The 19,576-nt window shown below is 72.2% G+C and carries 16 protein-coding genes and 1 tRNA gene; 12 read left to right on the forward strand and 5 right to left on the reverse strand.

What is annotated here, in order from left to right; translation table 11 throughout:
- Positions 1–46: 46 nt before the first annotated feature.
- Both pyk and ACZ2G1_RS01675 read left to right on the forward strand, forming a co-directional pair.
- The gene (pyk, locus tag ACZ2G1_RS01670; protein ID WP_109268782.1) at positions 47–1,525 is read left to right on the forward strand and encodes a pyruvate kinase; all 1,479 of its coding nucleotides are present in this window, start codon (positions 47–49) and stop codon (positions 1,523–1,525) included.
- Positions 1,522–1,998 (forward strand): PaaI family thioesterase, encoded by a 477-nt coding sequence (locus ACZ2G1_RS01675; RefSeq protein WP_017832866.1) that lies wholly within the window; start codon positions 1,522–1,524, stop codon positions 1,996–1,998. Before pyk ends, ACZ2G1_RS01675 begins: the two co-directional genes overlap by 4 nt.
- Positions 1,999–2,047: 49 nt before the next feature.
- On the opposite strand, the gene ACZ2G1_RS01680 is transcribed toward ACZ2G1_RS01675, so the two are convergent.
- Positions 2,048–2,131: transfer RNA gene (locus ACZ2G1_RS01680), tRNA-Leu, on the reverse strand.
- A 227-nt stretch (positions 2,132–2,358) separates the two neighbouring features.
- Between ACZ2G1_RS01680 and ACZ2G1_RS01685 the strand changes: the two genes are divergently transcribed.
- From ACZ2G1_RS01685 to rpsA, 4 genes are all read left to right on the forward strand, one after another.
- A complete protein-coding gene (locus ACZ2G1_RS01685) occupies positions 2,359–2,961 on the forward strand; it encodes an ANTAR domain-containing response regulator (protein WP_031282683.1) in 603 nt (200 codons plus the stop codon).
- Between the two features lie 84 nt (positions 2,962–3,045).
- On the forward strand, positions 3,046–5,934 hold the full coding sequence (gene polA / locus ACZ2G1_RS01690; protein WP_470377379.1) for a DNA polymerase I: 2,889 nt from the start codon (positions 3,046–3,048) through the stop codon (positions 5,932–5,934).
- Between the two features lie 62 nt (positions 5,935–5,996).
- Complete coding sequence (locus tag ACZ2G1_RS01695; RefSeq protein ID WP_095650999.1) at positions 5,997–7,409, forward strand: GNAT family N-acetyltransferase; 1,413 nt, start codon at positions 5,997–5,999, stop codon at positions 7,407–7,409.
- Positions 7,410–7,581: 172 nt separating this feature from the next.
- Positions 7,582–9,072 (forward strand): 30S ribosomal protein S1, encoded by a 1,491-nt coding sequence (gene rpsA / locus ACZ2G1_RS01700; RefSeq protein ID WP_035924005.1) that lies wholly within the window; start codon positions 7,582–7,584, stop codon positions 9,070–9,072.
- Positions 9,073–9,186: 114 nt separating this feature from the next.
- On the opposite strand, the gene ACZ2G1_RS01705 is transcribed toward rpsA, so the two are convergent.
- Complete coding sequence (locus tag ACZ2G1_RS01705; RefSeq protein WP_144836585.1) at positions 9,187–9,906, reverse strand: IMPACT family protein; 720 nt, start codon at positions 9,904–9,906, stop codon at positions 9,187–9,189.
- A gap of 90 nt (positions 9,907–9,996) precedes the next feature.
- On the opposite strand from ACZ2G1_RS01705, the gene ACZ2G1_RS01710 reads away from it, so the two are divergent.
- From ACZ2G1_RS01710 to ACZ2G1_RS01730, 5 genes are all read left to right on the forward strand, one after another.
- Positions 9,997–11,718, forward strand: a complete 1,722-nt coding sequence (locus tag ACZ2G1_RS01710) for an alpha-amylase family protein (protein ID WP_470377380.1) — start codon at positions 9,997–9,999, stop codon at positions 11,716–11,718.
- A 44-nt stretch (positions 11,719–11,762) separates the two neighbouring features.
- Positions 11,763–12,380 (forward strand): dephospho-CoA kinase, encoded by a 618-nt coding sequence (gene coaE / locus ACZ2G1_RS01715; protein ID WP_035924002.1) that lies wholly within the window; start codon positions 11,763–11,765, stop codon positions 12,378–12,380.
- Positions 12,381–12,517: 137 nt separating this feature from the next.
- Positions 12,518–14,275: a BCCT family transporter gene (locus ACZ2G1_RS01720; protein WP_017832858.1), complete on the forward strand. Its 1,758-nt coding sequence runs from the start codon at positions 12,518–12,520 to the stop codon at positions 14,273–14,275.
- A gap of 121 nt (positions 14,276–14,396) precedes the next feature.
- A complete protein-coding gene (locus tag ACZ2G1_RS01725) occupies positions 14,397–14,666 on the forward strand; it encodes a hypothetical protein (protein ID WP_017832857.1) in 270 nt (89 codons plus the stop codon).
- 228 nt (positions 14,667–14,894) lie between these two features.
- Complete coding sequence (locus tag ACZ2G1_RS01730; protein ID WP_470377381.1) at positions 14,895–16,064, forward strand: hypothetical protein; 1,170 nt, start codon at positions 14,895–14,897, stop codon at positions 16,062–16,064.
- Positions 16,065–16,167: 103 nt separating this feature from the next.
- Here ACZ2G1_RS01730 and ACZ2G1_RS01735 read toward each other — a convergent pair whose 3' ends face one another.
- Genes ACZ2G1_RS01735 through ACZ2G1_RS01745 form a run of 3 tightly spaced genes read right to left on the reverse strand, consistent with a single transcriptional unit; the run spans position 16,168 to position 19,036 of the window.
- Positions 16,168–17,226, reverse strand: coding sequence for a LacI family DNA-binding transcriptional regulator (locus ACZ2G1_RS01735; RefSeq protein ID WP_470377382.1), 1,059 nt, complete (start codon positions 17,224–17,226; stop codon positions 16,168–16,170).
- Positions 17,223–18,011 carry a TIM barrel protein gene (locus ACZ2G1_RS01740; protein ID WP_109268789.1) on the reverse strand — a complete coding sequence of 263 codons (789 nt, stop codon included), beginning with the start codon at positions 18,009–18,011 and terminating at the stop codon, positions 17,223–17,225. The genes ACZ2G1_RS01735 and ACZ2G1_RS01740 overlap by 4 nt, the downstream gene beginning before the upstream one ends.
- Complete coding sequence (locus ACZ2G1_RS01745) at positions 18,008–19,036, reverse strand: Gfo/Idh/MocA family oxidoreductase (protein WP_272027529.1); 1,029 nt, start codon at positions 19,034–19,036, stop codon at positions 18,008–18,010. Before ACZ2G1_RS01745 ends, ACZ2G1_RS01740 begins: the two co-directional genes overlap by 4 nt.
- A 186-nt stretch (positions 19,037–19,222) precedes the next feature.
- Here ACZ2G1_RS01745 and ACZ2G1_RS01750 point away from each other — a divergent pair, with 186 nt between their 5' ends.
- Positions 19,223–19,522 carry a GntR family transcriptional regulator gene (locus ACZ2G1_RS01750; RefSeq protein ID WP_272027530.1) on the forward strand — a complete coding sequence of 100 codons (300 nt, stop codon included), beginning with the start codon at positions 19,223–19,225 and terminating at the stop codon, positions 19,520–19,522.
- Positions 19,523–19,576: the final 54 nt, after the last annotated feature.

Genomic DNA, 19,576 nt, shown 5'->3' on the forward strand with positions numbered 1-19,576 from the left:
TGTGCGCGTCCTCCCCGGTGGCATCCCTCGACCCAAGGCGGCACACATGCGACGAGCAAAGATCGTGGCCACGATCGGCCCGGCCATCTCCTCGTACGAGAACCTCTCCCAGGCGATCCGGTCCGGCATGAACGTGGCCCGGCTCAACATGAGCCACGGCGACCACTCCGTGCACGACGCGTCCTACGAGAACCTGCGGCGCGCCTCGGCGGACGCCGGGCAGACGGTCGCGATCCTCGCGGACCTGCAGGGACCGAAGATCCGGCTCGGCCGCTTCGCGGACGGCCCGCACGAGCTGCTCCCCGGCGATGTGTTCTCCATCACCGTCGAGGACGTCGAGGGCACCGCGAGCCTGTGCTCCACCACGCACAAGGCCCTGCCGGGCGACGTCAACGTGGGCGACCCGCTGCTCATCGACGACGGCCGGGTCGCCCTGCGCGCCACCGCCGTCTCGGACACCACCGTCACCACCGAGGTGGTCGTGGGCGGGGCGGTGTCCAACAACAAGGGCATCAACCTTCCCGGCGTGGCCGTGAACGTCCCGGCCCTGTCGGAGAAGGACGAGGACGACCTGCGCTGGGCCCTGCGCCGCGGCGTGGACCTGATCGCCCTGTCCTTCGTGCGCGACGCCAAGGACATCGTGCGGGTGCACGAGATCATGGACGAGGAGGGCCGGCGGCTGCCGGTGATCGCCAAGATCGAGAAGCCGCAGGCGGTGGACGCCCTGCACGAGATCATCGACGCGTTCGACGGCATCATGGTGGCCCGCGGGGACCTCGGCGTGGAGCTGCCGCTGGAGCAGGTCCCGATCGTGCAGAAGCGCGCCATCGAGCTCGCCCGGCGCTGGGCCAAGCCCGTGATCGTCGCGACCCAGGTGCTCGAGTCGATGATCGACAGCCCCCGCCCCACCCGGGCCGAGGCCTCCGACTGCGCCAACGCCGTGCTCGACGGCGCCGACGCGGTCATGCTCTCCGGGGAGACCTCGGTGGGCAAGTACCCGATCGAGACGATCGAGACGATGGCCCGCATCATCGAGGCCATCGAGTCCCAGGCCCTCGAGCGCGTCCCGGCGCTGGGCACGGAGCCCCGAACCCGCGGTGGCGCGGTGACGCGGGCGGCGGTGACCATCGCCCGGCAGCTCGACGTCAGCTACCTCTGCACGTTCACCCAGTCCGGGGACTCCGCCCGCCGGCTCTCCCGGCTGCGCCCGGCCCACCCGATCCTGGCGTTCACCCCGGAGCCCCTCGTCACGGCGCTCATGTCCCTGCTGTGGGGCGTGCAGCCGATCCAGGTCGCGAAGGTCGACCACACCGACGAGATGACCCGGCAGGTCGACCTGCACCTCCAGGAGCAGGGCCTCGCGGGCAAGGACGACCTCGTGGTGATCTGCGCCGGCTCGCCCCCCGGGGTCGCCGGCACCACGAACCTCGTCAAGGTGCACCGCGTGGGCGACGTCGCCGACGCCGGGGAGCTGCTGGGCAGCGGTCAGCGGCGCGAGCGCGTGGGACCGTGGCGGGAGGGGTGAGCAGCCCCCCGGCCATGACCCCCGAGGAGCACTCCCGGGACCTGCGCGAGCACGGGGTCCCCGAGGAGCTGCACGCCGCCTTCCCCGGGCACGGGATGGGCGGTCTCGCCCGGGCGATGGGCATCCGGTTCACGGAGCTCACGCCCGGGCGGGCGGTCGCCACGATGCCGGTCGAGCCGAACACGCAGCCGGGCGGGATCCTGCACGGGGGAGCGCACTGCGTCCTCGCCGAGACGCTCGCCTCGACCGCGGCCAGCGTGCACGCCGGTCCGGGGCGGTACGCGGTGGGTGTCGACGTCAACGCGACGCACCAGCGCGGCGTGGCCTCCGGGACGGTCACCGGCACGTGCACGGCGCTGCACCTGGGCGCCACGCTCACCGTCCACGAGGTCGTGATGACCGACGAGCGGGGGCGGCGGCTGTCCACCGCCCGGGTCACCAACCTGGTGCGGGAGCGGGGCGCCGCGGGCTGACGGCACGGGGGCGGGACGAGAAGACCCCGGACCGAGAGGTCCGGGGTGCTGGTGCCCAAGGTGGGACTCGAACCCACACTCCAGGGGAACCGCATTTTGAGTGCGGCGCGTCTGCCAATTCCGCCACTTGGGCCTGCGGTCGCAGTCCGCGCCGCCTCGGGAGGGCGGCTCCTGCGCTCGACCACTCTACAACAGTTATAGGCTGGGGCTGATCGGACGGAACGCGCGGCGCCGGGCAGTCGGGCGCCGCCGGCCCCGCTGCCCGCGCGGCGCGGGCAACGACGCACCAGCAGCCAAGGAGTCAGCGTGACGGAGCAGCCGAACCCCTCCCCGGCGGAGGAGCCCGAGACCCGCGACGACCTGTCCGGCGAGGCGGCGGAGAACGACCTGCGCCCGGCCCGCCGGGTGGTGGTCGCCGAGGACGAGACCCTGATCCGCCTGGACATCGTGGAGATGCTCCAAGACGCGGGCTACGAGGTGGTCGCGGAGGCCGACAACGGCCAGCGCGCCGTGGAGCTCGCCCGCGAGCACCGCCCCGACCTCGTGCTCATGGACGTGAAGATGCCCGTCCTCGACGGGATCACCGCGGCGGAGCAGATCGCCTCGGACCGGATCGCCCCGGTGGTCCTGCTGACGGCCTTCAGCCAGCGGGAACTCGTGGAGCGCGCCCGCGAGGCGGGGGCCATGGCCTACGTGGTCAAGCCGTTCACGGTGGACGACCTCGTGCCCGCGATCGAGATCGCGATCTCCCGCGCCGAGGAGATCGCCGCGCTCGAGCGCGAGGTCTCGGACATGAAGGAGCAGTTCGCCACCCGCAAGCTCGTGGAGCGCGCGAAGTCGCTGCTGACCACCAAGATGGGCCTCACCGAGCCCGAGGCGTTCCGCTGGATCCAGAAGACCTCCATGGACCGCCGGCTCTCCATGCGGGAGGTCGCCGAGGCCATCATCAACCAGGTCGCCTGAGCGCACTGTCCGGCCGCGCCGGCTGACCCGCCGGGCCCCGGCGGACCGCCGGCCCCTGCTCCCGCCCGGCCCTAGGATGGGTCCGTGGAGAAAACGACGCAGCACACGCAGACCGACCCGAGCCCCGAGACCGCTGTCCGCACGGTGACCGTCGGGACCGACACCGACCACCCCGTCGACGTCGAGATCCCCCACCCGGTCTCCCGGCCCGAGCGGAAGCTGCTGCTGGTCGACGGTCACTCCCTGGCGTTCCGCGCGTTCTTCGCGCTGTCCCGCGCCGCGGAGTACGGCGGCGGGCCCGCCTTCGTGACCTCCGACGGCCGGCACACCGAGGCCGTCTACGGCTTCGTGAACACGCTCGTGAAGCTGATCCGCGAGCAGAGGCCCACCCACCTGGTGGTCTCCTTCGACCTCGACGGCCCCACCCTGCGCTCCCAGGAGTACGAGGAGTACAAGGGCGGGCGGGACGAGACGCCCGAGGAGTTCCACGGGCAGGTCCCGCAGATCCGCCGGATCCTCGACGCCCTGGGCGTGCCCGTGGTGACCGCCGAGGGCCACGAGGCCGACGACGTCCTCGCCACCCTCGCCCGCCGCGGCGCCGAGCAGGACTACGAGGTGCTGGTCTTCTCCGGGGACCGGGACGCCTTCCAGATGATCGACGAGCACGTCACGGTGGTCTACCCCGGGCGCACCCCGTCCGACCTCAAGCACATGGACGCCGCCGCCGTGGTGGAGAAGTACAAGGTGCCGCCCCAGCACTACCCGGACCTCGCGGCCCTGACCGGGGAGCAGGCCGACAACCTCCCCGGGATCCCCGGCGTGGGCGCGGGGTTCGCGGCCAAGTGGATCCTCGCCTACGGCGGCGTCGACGCGATCCTCGCGCACGCGGACCGCGTCAAGGGCAAGAAGGGCGAGGCGCTGCGCGAGCACCGCGCCGACGTCGAGCGCAACCGCCGGCTCAACCGTCTGATCACCGATCTCGCGCTGGACGTCGACCTCGCCGACGCCGGCCTGCCCGTGCCCGACGCCCAGGCGGTGGGGGAGGTCTTCGACGACCTCGAGTTCGGCGACGGCCTGCGCAACCGGCTCTTCGACGCCTTCGGGCGTCCCGCCGAGGAGGCGGCCCCGCCGGCCGACCTCGGCCTGGGCGAGGTGGAGCGCCCCGGCACCGCCGAGGACCTCGAGCAGTGGCTGGCCGGCGGGGAGGGCCCCGTGGTGCTGCACGCCCTGCACCGCGACGACGACCCCGTGCTGCCGGGAGCCCGCGAGCTCTCCGGGGCGGTCCTCGCCCGCGGCGGCCACCAGCCGTCCGCGCTGTTCCTGGACCTCGCGGCCGCCGACTCCGGCCTCGAGTCCGCACTGGCCCGCTGGCTGGCCGACGCGGACCGGCCCAAGATCGTGGACGGGCTCAAGGACGTCTGGAAGTCCCTCGCGGTGCGCGGCCTGCCGCTGGCCGGGGTCGTGGACGACCCCCAGCTCTCGGCCTACCTGCTGCAGCCGGCGCGGCGCAGCTACGAGCTCCCCGCGCTGCTCGAGGACCGGCTGGGCCTGGCGGTGGCCCCCGCCGCGGACGGCCCCGCCGCCGAGGGGCAGCAGCAGCTCGCCCTGGACGCCGAGCCCTGGCCCGCCCCGGCGGTGCTGCGGCGGGAGGCGGAGCTGGCGGTCGTCACCGTCCAGCTCTCCGAGCACCTGTTGGAGAAGCTGGCCGAGACCCACCAGACCGCCCTCCTCACGGACCTCGAGCTGCCCCTGGCCGTGGTGCTGGGCCGGATGGAGCTCGCCGGGATCGCCGTGGACCCCGAGGGGGTGCAGGTCCTGCTCGACGACTTCGCCCGGGTGATCGAGCAGGCGCAGCAGGAGGCGCACGCCCAGATCGCGGAGCCCGTGAACCTCGGCTCCACCAAGCAGCTGCAGCAGGTGATGTTCGAGGAGCTGGGGCTGCCGAAGACCAAGAAGATCAAGTCCGGCTTCACCACCGATGCCGACGCCGTGGCGGAGCTGCTCACCCGCACCGACCCGGACTCCAAGGGGCACCGCTTCCTCGCCGGCCTGCTGGCCTACCGGGACGCCAACAAGCTCCGCCAGACCGTCGAGGGCCTGCAGAAGGCCATCGCCGAGGACGGCCGCGTGCACACCACCTACATGCAGAACGTCGCCGCCACCGGCCGGCTGTCCTCCACCAACCCCAACCTGCAGAACATCCCCGTGCGCACCGAGGAGGGCCGCCGCATCCGCGGGCTGTTCGTGGTCGGGCGCCCGGAGGACGGGCGGGCCTACGAGCAGCTGCTCACCGCCGACTACTCCCAGATCGAGATGCGCATCATGGCGCACCTGTCCGGGGACGAGGCGCTGATCGAGGCGTTCCGCAGCGGCGAGGACCTGCACCGCTTCGTCGGCTCGAAGATCTTCGGCGTGGCCCCGGAGGAGGTCACCGCGCCCATGCGCTCCAAGGTCAAGGCCATGAGCTACGGGCTGGTCTACGGGCTGAGCTCCTTCGGGCTCTCCAAGCAGCTGCGGATCCCCGTCGACGAGGCCCGCACCCTGATGAGCGACTACTTCACCCGGTTCGGGGCGGTGCGCGACTACCTGCGCGGCGTCGTGGAGCAGGCCCGCGAGGACGGCTACACGGCCACGATCGACGGCCGCCGCCGGTACCTCCCGGACCTCTCCAGCGACAACCGGCAGCTGCGCTCCATGGCCGAGCGCGCCGCCCTCAACGCCCCCATCCAGGGCTCGGCCGCCGACATCATCAAGAAGGCGATGCTCGGGGTGGACCGGCGCTTCACCGACGAGGGCCTCGGCTCCCGGATGCTCCTGCAGGTCCACGACGAGCTCGTGGTGGAGGTCGTGCGCGGGGAGCGCGAGACCGTGGAGCGGGTGCTGCGCGAGGAGATGGGCGGCGCCGCCGAGCTGTCCGTGCCGCTGGAGGTCAACGTCGGCGCGGGCCGCTCCTGGCACGAGGCGGCCCACTGACCGGCCGGACCGGCGCCCCGGCCGGCCCGCTCCCCGAACCCACCGCGAACGAGGAACCCACCATGGACCCCCAGCACGACGCTCCGACGACACCGTCCACCCCCGGCACCGTGACCGAGTCCTACTCGGCCGGCGGGCACGACTACACCTTCGCGGAGTTCGGCGTGGGCCCCGGCGGCGTCGCGGCCAACCCGGCCGCCGTGGAGTGGGTGCGGGCCATCCGGCAGGGCTTCCACCAGGCGGAGCCGACCGACGAGACCCTCGAGCGCACCCTGTCCTGGATGCACGCCGAGCGGGTGCGACTGCGAGCGGCGTACCCGCACGCCGTGCCGGAGGCGGCGCTCCCCACCCGGCGGCCCGTGGCGACCTTCACCTCCTGGGAGGGCTCGCTCAACGCGGGCCGCGGCCGGCTGCTGCGGGCCCGGCTCATCTCCGAGGTCACCGTGCGGCCCACGCACAGCCGCCGCGGGCTGCTGCGCCGGCTCATGACGGGAGAGCTCGACCGCGCCCGGCGGGACGGCTACCCCGTGGCGCTGCTGACCGCGACCGAGGCCACCATCTACGGCCGGTTCGGCTTCGGCGCGGCCACGTTCAACCGCGAGGTCACCGTGGACGCCACGACCCGCCTGCAGCTCAAGGCCCCGACCGTGGGCAGCGTGGAGATGGCCGACGGCGAGGCGGTGCGCCAGCTCGCCCCCGTGCTCTTCCAGCGCTTCCACGAGAGCTCCCACGGGTCGGTGAGCCGGGTGGCCTACCACTGGCCCGAGTACACGGGGGAGTACGCCATCACCCCGCAGAAGGCGGACCCCGAGGTGCGCTGCGCCGTGCACTACGACGACGCGATGCGCCCGGACGGCTACGTGACCTACCGGTTCGAGCCCAACACCTCCTACCCGCTGACCCTGACGGTGCTCGACCTCGTGGGCGCCTCCCCGGACGTGTCGATCGCCCTGTGGGAGTTCGTGACCTCCCTGGACCTCGTGGACCAGGTCCGCTTCGGCCGCGCCCCCGTGGAGGACCCGCTGGTGTGGGCGATGGCGGACCGGGCCAAGTACCGCGTCACCGCGGAGTCCGACAAGGTGTGGGTGCGGGTCCTGGACCCCGCCGCCGCGCTGGAGGCCCGCCCGTACACCTTCCGCGGGCGGATCGTGATCTCCCTCGTGGACTCGATGGGCTACGCCGACGGCGTCTGGGCACTGGACACCAGCAGCGGCACGCCCGTGGTCGAGCGGCTGGGCGACCGGCCCCGCACCGCCGACGACGACGCCGGGCGGTCGGTCCCCGCGGTGGAGCTGCCCGACGGGGCCGACGTGGCGATGCGGGTGGACGTGCTCGGGTCCCTGTACCTCGGGGCGGTGAAGGCGAGCACCCTCGCGCAGGCGGGACTGATCGTGGCCCGGGACGAGGACTCGCTACGGGACCTGCAGGACTTCATGGAGACCCCGACCGCCCCGTACGGCGTCACACAGTTCTGAGCCCGCGCGGCACGGCGGGTCGCGTGTTGCGCCCCTTTTCCTCCGTCCGTAGACTGACCCGGTGCGTGCTCTGCACGTGCCCTGTCCAGCAATCCTTCGGAACGGCCGCGGTCCGGCCGGACAATCTCCGTTCCGACTGATCACAAACTATCCCCATCGGAGCCCCTACTACATGACCACCACCACCCCGCAGGTTGCCGTCAACGACATCGGGTCCGCCGAGGACTTCCTCGCCGCTGTCGACGCGACCATCAAGTACTTCAACGACGGCGACCTCGTCGAGGGCACCGTCGTCAAGGTCGACCGCGACGAGGTCCTTCTCGACATCGGCTACAAGACCGAGGGCGTCATCCCGTCCCGCGAGCTGTCCATCAAGCACGATGTCGACCCGGACGAGGTCGTGACCGTGGGTGATGAGGTCGAGGCTCTGGTCCTCACCAAGGAGGACAAGGAAGGCCGCTTGATCCTGTCCAAGAAGCGGGCTCAGTACGAGCGCGCCTGGGGCGACATCGAGAAGATCAAGGAGGACGACGGCGTCGTCACCGGCACCGTCATCGAGGTCGTCAAGGGCGGCCTCATCCTCGACATCGGCCTGCGCGGCTTCCTCCCCGCCTCCCTCGTCGAGATGCGCCGCGTGCGCGACCTCGCGCCGTACATCGGCCAGCAGATCGAGGCGAAGATCATCGAGCTGGACAAGAACCGCAACAACGTGGTCCTGTCCCGCCGTGCCTGGCTCGAGCAGACCCAGTCCGAGGTCCGCTCGAACTTCCTGCACAAGCTCGAGAAGGGCCAGGTCCGCACGGGCACGGTCTCCTCGATCGTCAACTTCGGTGCCTTCGTGGACCTGGGCGGCGTCGACGGCCTCGTGCACGTCTCCGAGCTGTCCTGGAAGCACATCGACCACCCCTCCGAGGTCGTCGAGGTCGGCCAGGAGGTCACCGTCGAGGTCCTGGACGTCGACATGGACCGCGAGCGCGTCTCCCTGTCGCTGAAGGCGACCCAGGAGGACCCGTGGCAGCTGTTCGCCCGCACCCACGCCCTCGGGCAGGTCGTGCCGGGCAAGGTCACCAAGCTCGTCCCCTTCGGCGCGTTCGTGCGCGTCGAGGACGGCATCGAGGGCCTGGTGCACATCTCCGAGCTGGCCCAGCGCCACGTGGACATGGCCGAGCAGGTCGTCTCCGTGGGCGACGAGCTGTTCGTCAAGGTCATCGACATCGACCTGGACCGCCGCCGCATCTCGCTGTCGCTCAAGCAGGCCAACGAGGGCGTGGACCCGGACTCCACCGAGTTCGACCCGGCCCAGTACGGCATGGCCGCCGAGTACGACGACCAGGGCAACTACAAGTACCCCGAGGGCTTCGATCCCGAGACCAACGAGTGGATCGAGGGCTACGAGACCCAGCGCGCCGCCTGGGAGCAGCAGTACGCCGACGCCCAGTCGCGCTGGGAGGCGCACAAGGAGCAGGTCCGGAAGTCGATCGCCGAGGACGCCGAGGCCGCCGCCGGCGGCACGACGAGCTCCTCGTCCTCGTCCTCCTCGTCCTCCTCCTCGTCCGCGCCGGCCCCGACCAGCTACTCCTCCGAGGCCCCGGCCGCCGACTCCGGCACCCTGGCCTCCGACGAGGCCCTGGCCGCTCTGCGCGAGAAGCTGACCGGAGCCTGATCCGACAGGCACCGCCAGGCCGTTCCGCACGGCGCTGACCACGACGGCCCCCACCCTTCGCAGGGCGGGGGCCGTCGTGCTGTTCCCGGGGCCGCCGGACCGGCCGGGCGCCGCTCAGGGCCGGCTGCCGGCGGGGGTGTCCACCCAGTCCGTGCCGACGGGCCGCAGGACACCGGCGCCGGCGGTCAGCGAGGCCACGCGGGAGTGCAGCGCGGCGACGGCCGCGTCGTCGTCGGGCAGGGCGAGGCCCAGCTCCGCGCCGGCCGCCCCGTAGGCGGTGTCCAGGACCGTGGTCCCGGCCGCGCGCAGCTCGTTCTCGATCCGGCCCGCGTCCGCGTGGGAGGCGGGGAGCCGGTAGAGCCGCTGCCGCCGGCGGACCACCAGGGACGCGCCGTCGAGGGCCTGGGACACGGCCTCGGAGTAGGCCCGGACCAGCCCGCCGGCGCCGAGCAGGGTGCCGCCGAACCAGCGGACCACCACGGCGCTCACGTCCGAGAGGTCGGTGACGTCCCGGCCGGCGGCGTCCGTGGCGGTGCGCCGCAGCACGAGGGCCTCGAGCATCGGCAGGCCCGCGGTGCCGGCGGGCTCGCCGTCGTCCGAGGAGCGCTGCACGTCCCGGTCCGGGCCCAGGACGAACGCCGAGCAGTGGTGGCGGGCGTCGTGGAATCCGCGCCGCAGCTCCTCGACCAGGGCCCGGGCCTCGGCCTCCGTGGACGCCCGCCGCAGCACCGCCAGGAAGCGGGAGCGCTTGATCTCCAGCTCGGCCACCGCCTCCGTGCCCGCGGCGAGCGTCGTGTACCGGGTCGCGCGGCTGAGCAGTGGGTCCGGGTCCATGCTCCCCACTCTAGGCCGGGCACCGCGCACCCTCGACGGGACCGGGACGGGGTGCTAGACAGGGGAGCAGCCGCGACCGAGGGAGCAGACATGCGCATCGCCGACACCTCCGACCTCTGGTGGAAGCAGGCGGTCGTGTACTGCGTGGACGTCGAGCGGTTCCTGGACACGGACGGCAACGGCGTCGGCGACATCGCCGGGCTGGCCGAGAGGGTGGACTACCTGGCGGAGCTCGGCGTCACCTGCCTGTGGCTCATGCCGTTCTACCCTTCACCGAACCGGGACGACGGCTACGACATCACCGACTTCTACGGCGTGGATCGGCGGCTGGGCAGCTTCGGCGACCTCGTGGAGCTCGTCCGCACCGCCCAGGACCGCGGTCTGCGGGTCATCGCCGACCTCGTGGTCAACCACACCTCCGACCAGCACCCGTGGTTCCAGGCCGCGCGCTCGAGCACGGACAGCCCGTACCGCGACTACTACGTGTGGCGGGCCGACGAGCCGCCGGACACCTCCGGGAAGGCCGTGTTCCCCGACCAGGAGGGCGGCATCTGGACCCGGGACGAGATCACCGGGCACTGGTACCTGCACCGCTTCTACCGCCACCAGCCCGACCTCAACCTCTCCCACCCCAAGGTGCGGGACGAGATCGCGAAGATCGTCGGGTTCTGGCTGCACCTGGGCCTCGACGGCTTCCGCGTGGACGGGATCCCCCAGCTGCTCACGCTGGCGCAGGGCGACGACTTCGAGAACCAGGGCGGGTTCACGGACCCGCACGGGTTCCTGCGCTCGCTGCGCAGGTTCGCCAACCGCCGCAACGGCCGGGCCGCCCTGCTGGGCGAGGTCAATCTGCCCTACCAGCAGCAGCTCGAGCTGTTCGGCACGGAGGACGCGGGGGAGCTGACCATGATCTTCGACTTCGTGGCCATGCAGAACCTCTACCTCTCGTTGGCCCGCCGGGACGCCGGGCCGCTGGCGACCGCCCTGAAGAACCGGCCCCGCATCCCGCAGGACGCCCAGTGGGCCAACTTCGTGCGCAACCACGACGAGCTCACCCTCGATCAGCTCTCCGCGTCCGAGCGGGAGGAGGTCTTCGCCGCCTTCGGGCCCGAGGAGCGCATGCAGATCTACGGCCGGGGCCTCACCCGGCGGCTGCCGCCCATGCTGGACGGGGACCGGCAGCGCATCCGGATGGTCTACTCGCTGCTCTTCTCCCTGCCGGGCACCCCGGTGCTGTACTACGGCGAGGAGATCGGCATGGGCGAGAATCTCGCCGCCGAGGGCCGCATGGCCGTCCGCACGCCCATGCAGTGGACCTCCGGGCGCAACGGGGGGTTCTCCTCCGCCGGCGCCGAGGACCTCTCCGGCCCCGTCGTCGAGGGGGAGTTCGGCCCCGCGGCCGTGAACGTGGCCGACGCCAAGCGGGACCCGGACTCCCTGCTGAACTTCGTCACCACCCTGGCCCGCCGCTACCGCGAGTGCACCGAGCTGGCCTGGGGGCCCGCCGAGGTCCTGGACCAGCCGCGGCGGGAGGTCCTCGCCCACCGGTGCTCGTGGGAGGGCTCCGGCATCGTGGCGCTGCACAACTTCTCCGCCGAGCCCACCACGGTGCCGCTGCGGCTGCCGGACGAGGAGGAGGGCACCGAGCTGCTGGACCTGCTGGGCAGCGGGACGTGCACCCTCGACGCCGACTCCTCGGCCGAGCTGGCCCTGGAGGGCTACGGGTACCGCTGGCTGCGGGTGCAGCGGGCGCACGGGCCCGGCACGCTGCCGGACGTCATGACCACCGTGGCCGGGGCCGGGGAGGCCTGAGCGCCCGGCGGGGCGCGGCCGGGACCGGCCGATAGCATGGTCCCATGCTGACCATCGGACTCACCGGCGGGATCGCCTCGGGCAAGTCCACGGTCTCCCGGCGGCTCATGGAGCTCGGGGCCACCGTGGTCGACGCCGACGCGATCGCCCGCGCCCTGCAGGAGCCGGGCCGGCCCGGCCTCGAGGGGATCGTGGAGGAGTTCGGACCCTCCGTGCTGACCCCGGACGGCCGCCTGGACCGGGCCGCGCTCGGCGCCCGCGTGTTCGCGGACCCGGAGGCGCGCGCCCGGCTCAACGCGATCATCCACCCCCTCGTCCGGGCGGAGGCCGAGCGGCTCGCGGCCGCGGCCGGGGAGGACGCCGTCCTGGTCGAGGACATCCCGCTGCTCGTGGAGACCGGCCAGCACGGGCGCTTCGACCTCGTCCTCACGGTCCAGGCCCCGGCAGAGGAGCGCGTGCGGCGGATGGTCGAGGACCGCGGCATGACGGAGGCCGACGCCCGCGCCCGGATCGCCGCCCAGGCCACCGACGAGGAGCGGGCAGCCGTCTCCAGCACCGTGCTGGTCAACGACGGCACCGTGCAGCGCCTGCGCGACCGCGTGGACGCGTGGTGGGAGTGGCACGTGGAGCCGCGCCTGGCGTCCACGCCGTCCCCGGAGTGAGCCTCCGCCTCAGGACGACCACGCGGTAGGGTCGTAGCAACCAGAACGCACCACCGATCCACACGACCGACGCACACAACCGAGACACGGCGGCCGTCCGCTCGTCCGAGGCCGAGGGCAGCCGGGGAAGCACGGCGATGCTGAACAGACTGCACGACTCCCTGCGACTGCGGACCAGTCCCACCATCTTCTTCGGCTCCGCGCTGGTGATCGCCGCGTTCGTGGTCCTGACGCTGGTGTTCACGGAGTTCATGGACGCTGTCTTCGCGGACGGCTCGACCTGGGTGATCGAACAGCTCGGCTGGTTCTACATCCTGGGTGTGACCGTCTTCCTGCTGTTCCTGATCTACCTCATGGTCAGCCGCTTCGGTCAGGTCCGGCTCGGGGCCGACGACGAACGGCCCCAGCACACCAACCTGTCCTGGTTCTCGATGCTCTTCGCCGCGGGCATCGGCACGATCCTGATGTTCTGGGCCGTCGCCGAACCGGTGAACCACTTCGCGAACCCGCCCCGGCAGGGCGTCGAGCCGGCCTCCATGGAGGCCGCCACCGAGGCGATGGGCTTCACGCTCTACCACTTCGGGCTGCACACCTGGACGATCTTCACCCTCCCGGCACTGGCCTTCGGCTACTTCATGTACAAGCGCAACCTCCCGCCGCGGGTGAGCTCCATGTTCCAGCCGCTGCTGGGGGAGCGCATCCACGGGCCGGTCGGGCGGCTCATCGACATCCTGGCCATCGTCGGCACCCTCTTCGGCGTGGCCGTCTCGATCGGGCTCGGCACCATGCAGATCAACAGCGGCCTGGCACGGCTCTTCGGCATCTCCGAGTCGGCGCTGTCGCAGATCCTCATCATCGCCGCCGTCAGCCTCGTCGCCTCGGTCTCCGTGGCCCTCGGCCTCGACCGGGGCATCAAGCGGCTGTCCAACACCAACATCCTCATCGCGATCGCCCTGCTGGTCTTCATCCTCGTCTCCGGGCCCACCGTGCTGATGCTCAAGGGCATGGTCGAGTCCGCCGGCACGTACCTGTCGATGCTCCCGGCGCTCGCCTTCTGGAACGACTCGCTCGCGGACACCGGGTGGCAGAGCGGCTGGACCGTCTTCTACTGGGCGTGGACCATCACGTGGTCCCCGTTCGTGGGCATCTTCATCGCCCGCATCTCCCGCGGCCGTACCATCCGCCAGTTCGTCTCCGGGGTGCTCGCCTTCCCCACGCTGTTCTCCGTCATCTGGTTCGGGATCTTCGGCATGGGCGTGTTCGACATCGAGCTCAACGGCGGGGGCGGGCTCGTGGAGGCCGTCGTCGACGAGGGCGACATCCCCGGCGCGATGTTCGTCTTCCTCGAGAACTTCCCGTTCTCCACCGTCACCTCCGCCGTGGGCGTGCTCATCGTGGTGCTGTTCTTCATCACCTCGATCGACTCGGCCGCCCTGGTCATGGACACCATGGGCAGCGGCCACGAGGAGGAGTCCCCGGTGCACCAGCGCGTGTTCTGGGTCGTCGCCATCGGCCTCATCGCCGCGATCCTGCTGACCGCCACCGGCGCCACCGGGCTCGCCGCCCTGCAGAACGTGGCGATCCTCATCGGCCTGCCGTTCTTCGTGCTCGGGTACGTGATGATCTACTCGCTGCTCCGGGCCCTGCGCGAGGACGCCGGGGAGGTGGGCGTCCTGCCCACCCGCCAGTGGCGCCGGGTGCTGCCGCCCGAGGAGTTCCGCCGCCGCACCTCCACCGGCGCCGAGGTGGACGAGGAGATCGTCGTGGCCCCGGACTACGTGCACGGCTCGGAGCCGGCCAACGCCCCGGCCATCGAGCACCCGGAGCAGCCCGACTACGTGCGGGAGTACCGCACGAGCACCGGCTCCCTCAAGCAGATCCGCGACGTCGAGTAGCCGCCCGCACACCAGGGACCGTACGGGCCCACCGGCGTCACACCCGCCGGTGGGCCCGGTCCGTGCCGGCACCCAGGCGCTAGACTGGTGATCACCATCACAGTCGGCAACGGGGGACGTCATGGCGCGGAACAGGCAGAACACCAACCGGGACGGCGAGCAGCAGCACCGCATCCTCGACCGGCTCAACGCCATCGCGATGCGCGTCTACGGGCCGGGGGACCGGCTGGCCCAGGCGCAGGAGGGCGAGAGGATGAGCGAGGCCGCCCAGACCTGGTACCAGGAGGTCCAGGAACACTTCTACGTGGAGAAGGACGAGCACGGCAACGAGTACCTCTACCACCGGGACGACTCCGGCGAGGGCACGAACACCGGCAGCTCGCGCAACTAGAACTCTCGCGAAGGGCGGGGAGCCTCCGGAGGCTCCCCGCCCTTCTGCGTGCGCTCTCCGGACGGGCGGAGGCGACGGGACGGCGCCGTGTCGGGTCAGCGCCCCGAGCCCTGGTCCCCGATAGGCTCCGAGAGCGCCGGAACACCCCTGCCCGGGACGCACCCGCCCCTGCACCGAGAGCGAGCACCTGTCGTGACACCGGATCCCCACCCCGTCTCCCGGACCGCCGTGACCGGAAGTCCGGTCGTCCACGTCCAGAGCGAGCAGCGGGAGGACCTGTTCTGGCGCGGCGCCGCGGTGGTCGGCCTGTTCTTCGTCGCGGCCATCGTCGCGCTCTTCATCGGCGTCCCCGTCTGGCTGATGATCGCGTTCTGGAACCCGTGGCTGCTGTTCACTCTGGTCTTCGTGGCGGCCGGGGTCCTGCTCCTGGTCAGGACGGTGGACCTGGTGCGCAGGGGAGCCTGGCACGCCCGCCACCGCTCGACCTATACCCTGCGCGAGACCGGCATCGAGACGACCGAGTGGAACACCTTCGGCGCCGACGCACCGGTCCGCCGGGCCATCCCCTGGGAGGCCGTGGCCTCCGTCGTGGCCTCCTACCGGATCCTGCGCCGCACGATCCTCGTCGAGAACGGCGGCGGAACACTGACCGAGACGGCCCCCGTCCTGCACATCCTGTTCGACCAGGACGGGAGCCGCCGGATCACGAGCGTCCCCTTCTCCTCGCACAAGGACCCCGCGGTCGACGTCTGGATCGCAGCGCTGCGGAAGCACGGCGTGGAACTGGGCTACACCGCCCGGCCGCTCTCGTGGAAGGGCGAGGCCTACCTCGGCCCCGAGGCCCAGCTCGAGCACCTCGCGACCACCGAAGAGGTCATCCCCTTCCCCGCCACCGGCGGGTGGCTGGACAACACGATCCGGCTGGAGAACCGCTGGCATCAGAACGCCGCGCAGGCCCAGGAGCAGGCGGAGCGCCGGGACCCCGCGCTGCAGGAGGCGCGTCAGCGGCCCACCGGCCGGCACTGGATCCTCGGTGCATGGTTCGCCGGCATGTACGCCCTGAGCGCCGGCTTCCTGCTGCCCTACCTCGTCCAGCACGGGTGGTTGCCCGCCGCCGTCTGGCCGCTGGAGCTCCTCGTGGTCCTGCCGGCGGCCGCGCTCTTCTTCCTGCCGCTGCGCCGTGGCCTGCGCTGGTTCCACGGGCTGGTGTGCTGGCTTCTGCTGGTGGTCATCTCCTTCTCGGTGCTGGTGGGCAGCGTGGAGATGGGGTCGGCTGCCGAGCGGACAGCGATGATCGGCTTCGGGCTGACCGTCCTCTCCGCGGCCCTGCTGTGGGCCCCGTACCTGCTCGTGCAGCGCAGCGTGCCCCGGCACGACCTCGTCTGGGGCCCCGTGTAGTCCGTTCATCGGGGGACAGGCGGGGTTCCTGATCGGTGCGGAAGGGCCCCGTCCCGCAAGTGCCGCCTGCCCGGTCCTGGGCCGGAGTGGCGAGGGAGCCGCCTCAGGGGGCAGCGGGGACGGGTGCGGTGCTGGTGCGGGTGACCAGCTGGGCGGGGAGCACCACGTGCTCGCCGGTCACCGCGGTGTTCTCAGCCGTCGCATCCAAGCGGCGCAGCGCCAGGTCCACGGCGGTGTGCGCGAGCAGGCAGGGGTCCTGGGCCAGGGTGGTGAGGTCGAGGTAGGGCAGGGACGCCTGCTCGGAGTCGTCGAAGCCGACCACCGACAGGTCCTCGGGCACGCACCGGCCCAGGACGCGGGCCTGGCTGATCACCCCGACGGCGCAGCGGTCGTTGAAGGCGATGACAGCGGTCGGCGCGGGGTCCTGGGCCAGGAGCCCGGTGATGGCGGTGGCGCCGCCGGCCTCCGAGGCGCCGCCGCGCACGATCAGCATCTCGTCGACCAGGCCCGCGGCGGCCATGGTGTCCTGGTAGCCGGCCCGGCGCCTCGCCCCGCCGGCCTCGCGGTCGGCGTCGATGTAGGCGATCCGCCGGTGCCCCAGGTCGAGGAGGTGCTCCACGGCCAGCACCGCGCCGCGGTGGTCGTCGGTGGCCACGCTGTCGAAGGCCGCCGCGTCGAAAGCCCGGGTGACGGAGACGACCGGCAGGGTCGCACTGATCTGCTCGAGGCGGGTCCGTGGCAGGGCGCTGCCCAGCAGGACCAGGGCCTCGCACCGGTCGCGCAGCAGGGCCTCCACCGCGGCGTCCTCCGCCCGGTGCGGTGTGACGGCCGAGAGCACGACGTCGTAGCCCCGCTGCTGGGCGGCGGTGTGGATACCGTCGAGGATCTCTCCGTGGAAGGGCTGCACGGGCTCGAAGGCCACCCCCAGCAGCCGGGAGCGGCCCTGGCGCAGCACCCGGGCACGTTCGTCGCGGCGGTAGCCCAGCTCGGCGGCGACCCGCAGGACGTGGGCCCGGGTCTCCTCGCTGGCGCCGGGGGCGTCGCGGAAGACGATGGAGACCAGGGGCTGGGAGACCCCGGCCGCCCGGGCGACGTCGCGCATGGTGACGCGGCGCCCGGACGGGTGGCCGGGGGCTTCCCGCCCCGGGGCGTCCGGGCTCACGGGCGGGGAACGGTGAAGGCGTCCCGGAATCGTCTCAGCGCCAGCTCGGGGTCGGCGGCGGCAAAGGCCTCCATCGCAATCACTCCTTCGTATCCGGCCTCGGCCAGGGCGGTGGCCACCCGGGGGAAGTGGATCTCCCCGGTGCCCGGCTCGCACCGCCCGGGGACGTCGGCCACCTGGATCTCCCCCACGTACGGGAGGGCCCTCCGGCACAGTTCTACCAGGTTCCCCTCCCCGATCTGGGCGTGGTAGAGGTCCAGGTTCAGCCGCAGGTGCGGACTGTCCACCGCCGCGACCAGCGCCAGGGTGTCCTCGGCCGCCCCGAAGGGCACCCCCGGGTGGTCGACGGCGCGGTTGAGGTTCTCCAGGGTGAAGACCCGCCCGTGGCGCTCGCCCAGGACGGCCAGCCGCTCCAGCGTGCGGGCCGCTGCCAGCCAGTCCGCCCCGGTGACCACCTCGTGTGGCACCACGGGGAGCCCCTGGGGGTCCAGGCCGGTGCCGTGGACGTTGAGCCGGGGGCAGTCGAGGACCTCGGCGGCGGCCAGCGAGTCCTCTGCGGTGCGCAGCAGTTCCGCCGCCCCGTCCGGGTCCACGAGGGCCCCGCGCACGTAGCCGGTCATCGACCCGAACCGGGCCCCGGTTGCGGCCAGGGCGGGCAGGTCCTTGGTGGTCCAGTCCCAGATTTCCACCTCGAACCCGGCCTCGTGCAGCCGGCGCACCCGCTGCTCGAACGGCAGGTCGACGAAGACCATCTCCGCGCTCGCCGCCAGGGTGAAGCCGCTCATCGGGTGGCTCCCACCGGGTCCAGGCTCACCGGGGCGCCGGTGCGGCAGGACTCGATGCAGCCCAGGGCGATCCGCAGCGCGTCCCGGGCCGCCTCCACGCCCGGACCCGGCGAGAGGTGTCCGAGGGCGGTGTCGGTGAAGGCCTGCAGCTCCGCGGTGTAGGCGCCGCGCATCGACTGGGTGTCGGCGCGGACGGTCTCGGCGGCGATGCCCTCCGGGCCGTAGTAGCGCATGCTCGAGGCCGCCAGGTCCCCGGCGGTGACCATGCCGGCGGAGCCGAAGGCCTCCGCCCGGGTGTCGTAGCCGTAGGCGGCCGAGAAGCTGGCCTCGGCGGTGGCGATCGCCCCGTTGTCGTAGCGGATGGTGACCACGGCGGTGTCCAGCAGCCCGGCGTCCTTGAAGTCCGGGGCCACGAGGGCGTCGGCCACCGCGTGGACCTGTACCGCCCGGGCGGCGGGGTTGAGGAAGTTCAGGGTGTCGAAGTCGTGGATCAGGGTCTCCAGGAAGATCGTCCACGGGGCCACCGCGCCGGGGTTCGCCAGTCCCGGGTCGCGGGTGGTCGAGCGCAGCAGCTGCGGGGAGCCGATGCGCCCGGCCTCGATGGTCGCCCGGGCCTGCGGGAATCCGTCGGCGAAGCGGCGGTTGAACCCGATCCGGAACAGCACTCCGTGGGTTTCGACGGCCTGGTGGACACGGTCGATCTCCTCCAGCGTCATCCCGGCCGGCTTCTCGCAGAAGATCGCCTTGCCGGCCGCGGCGACCTGCTCCACCAGCTCGGTGTGGAACCGGGCCGGTGCGGTGATCACCACCGCCTCCACCTCCGGGTCGGCCAGCAGCTCTGCGATGTCGGTGTAGGCCGCAGGCACGTACAACGCCTCCGCCAGGCGTGCCGCGGCGCCCTCGACGGGATCGGCGATCGCGACCAGTCGGGCGTTGGGCACGGTGCGGGTGATCAGCTCGGCATGGCTGGAACCGATCCGGCCGGCGCCGATCAGGCCGATGTTCAGGGTACGGGGCTCGGACACGGGATTCTCCTTCAGGTCAGGGTTGGAGCGCGGAAGGGGATGCCCGGGAACGGTGTCCTCAACATGTCCTGACAAACCCTTGGCAGAAACACTAGTACGTATTAGTGTGATCGCCAACACCTCTGCCGAACAAGTTTCCGGCAGCGCGTCGAAGGGCCGAGGCCCGGCCAGAAGAGGAGACCTTTCATGACCGCAACGCTGTCCCTGCCGATCGACAGGAACTCCCCGGTGCCCCTCTACCACCAACTCGCCCTCCTCCTGGAAGGGGTAATCCACAGCGGGGATCTGGCGCCGGGCACCAAGCTGGACAACGAGCTCGAGCTCGCGTCCCGACTGCGCATTGCCCGGGTCACCGTGCGCAGCGCTCTGCAGCATCTGGTCGAGGCCGGCCTGGTGGTACGCACCCCCGGATCCGGCACGCACGTCACCCCTCCCCACCGGTGGGCGCGCCCTCCGGCGCACTCCACGTCGCAGCAGTCGCTGTAGACGCTTCGCCACCGTCGCACCGGATGCCGGGTGCGGCAACCGACCGGAGGAGCC

The organism is Kocuria sp. KKT182, from assembly GCF_055635395.1.

Bases quoted from the DNA above. Each gene is read 5' to 3' on its own strand.
- pyk (WP_109268782.1), top strand. From the start codon at position 47: ATGCGACGAGCAAAGATCGTGGCCACGATCGGCCCGGCCATCTCCTCG.
- ACZ2G1_RS01695 (WP_095650999.1), top strand. From the start codon at position 5,997: ATGGACCCCCAGCACGACGCTCCGACGACACCGTCCACCCCCGGCACC.
- rpsA (WP_035924005.1), top strand. From the start codon at position 7,582: ATGACCACCACCACCCCGCAGGTTGCCGTCAACGACATCGGGTCCGCC.
- ACZ2G1_RS01705 (WP_144836585.1), bottom strand. From the start codon at position 9,906: ATGGACCCGGACCCACTGCTCAGCCGCGCGACCCGGTACACGACGCTC.
- ACZ2G1_RS01710 (WP_470377380.1), top strand. From the start codon at position 9,997: ATGCGCATCGCCGACACCTCCGACCTCTGGTGGAAGCAGGCGGTCGTG.
- coaE (WP_035924002.1), top strand. From the start codon at position 11,763: ATGCTGACCATCGGACTCACCGGCGGGATCGCCTCGGGCAAGTCCACG.
- ACZ2G1_RS01720 (WP_017832858.1), top strand. From the start codon at position 12,518: ATGCTGAACAGACTGCACGACTCCCTGCGACTGCGGACCAGTCCCACC.
- ACZ2G1_RS01725 (WP_017832857.1), top strand. From the start codon at position 14,397: ATGGCGCGGAACAGGCAGAACACCAACCGGGACGGCGAGCAGCAGCAC.
- ACZ2G1_RS01740 (WP_109268789.1), bottom strand. From the start codon at position 18,011: ATGAGCGGCTTCACCCTGGCGGCGAGCGCGGAGATGGTCTTCGTCGAC.
- ACZ2G1_RS01750 (WP_272027530.1), top strand. From the start codon at position 19,223: ATGACCGCAACGCTGTCCCTGCCGATCGACAGGAACTCCCCGGTGCCC.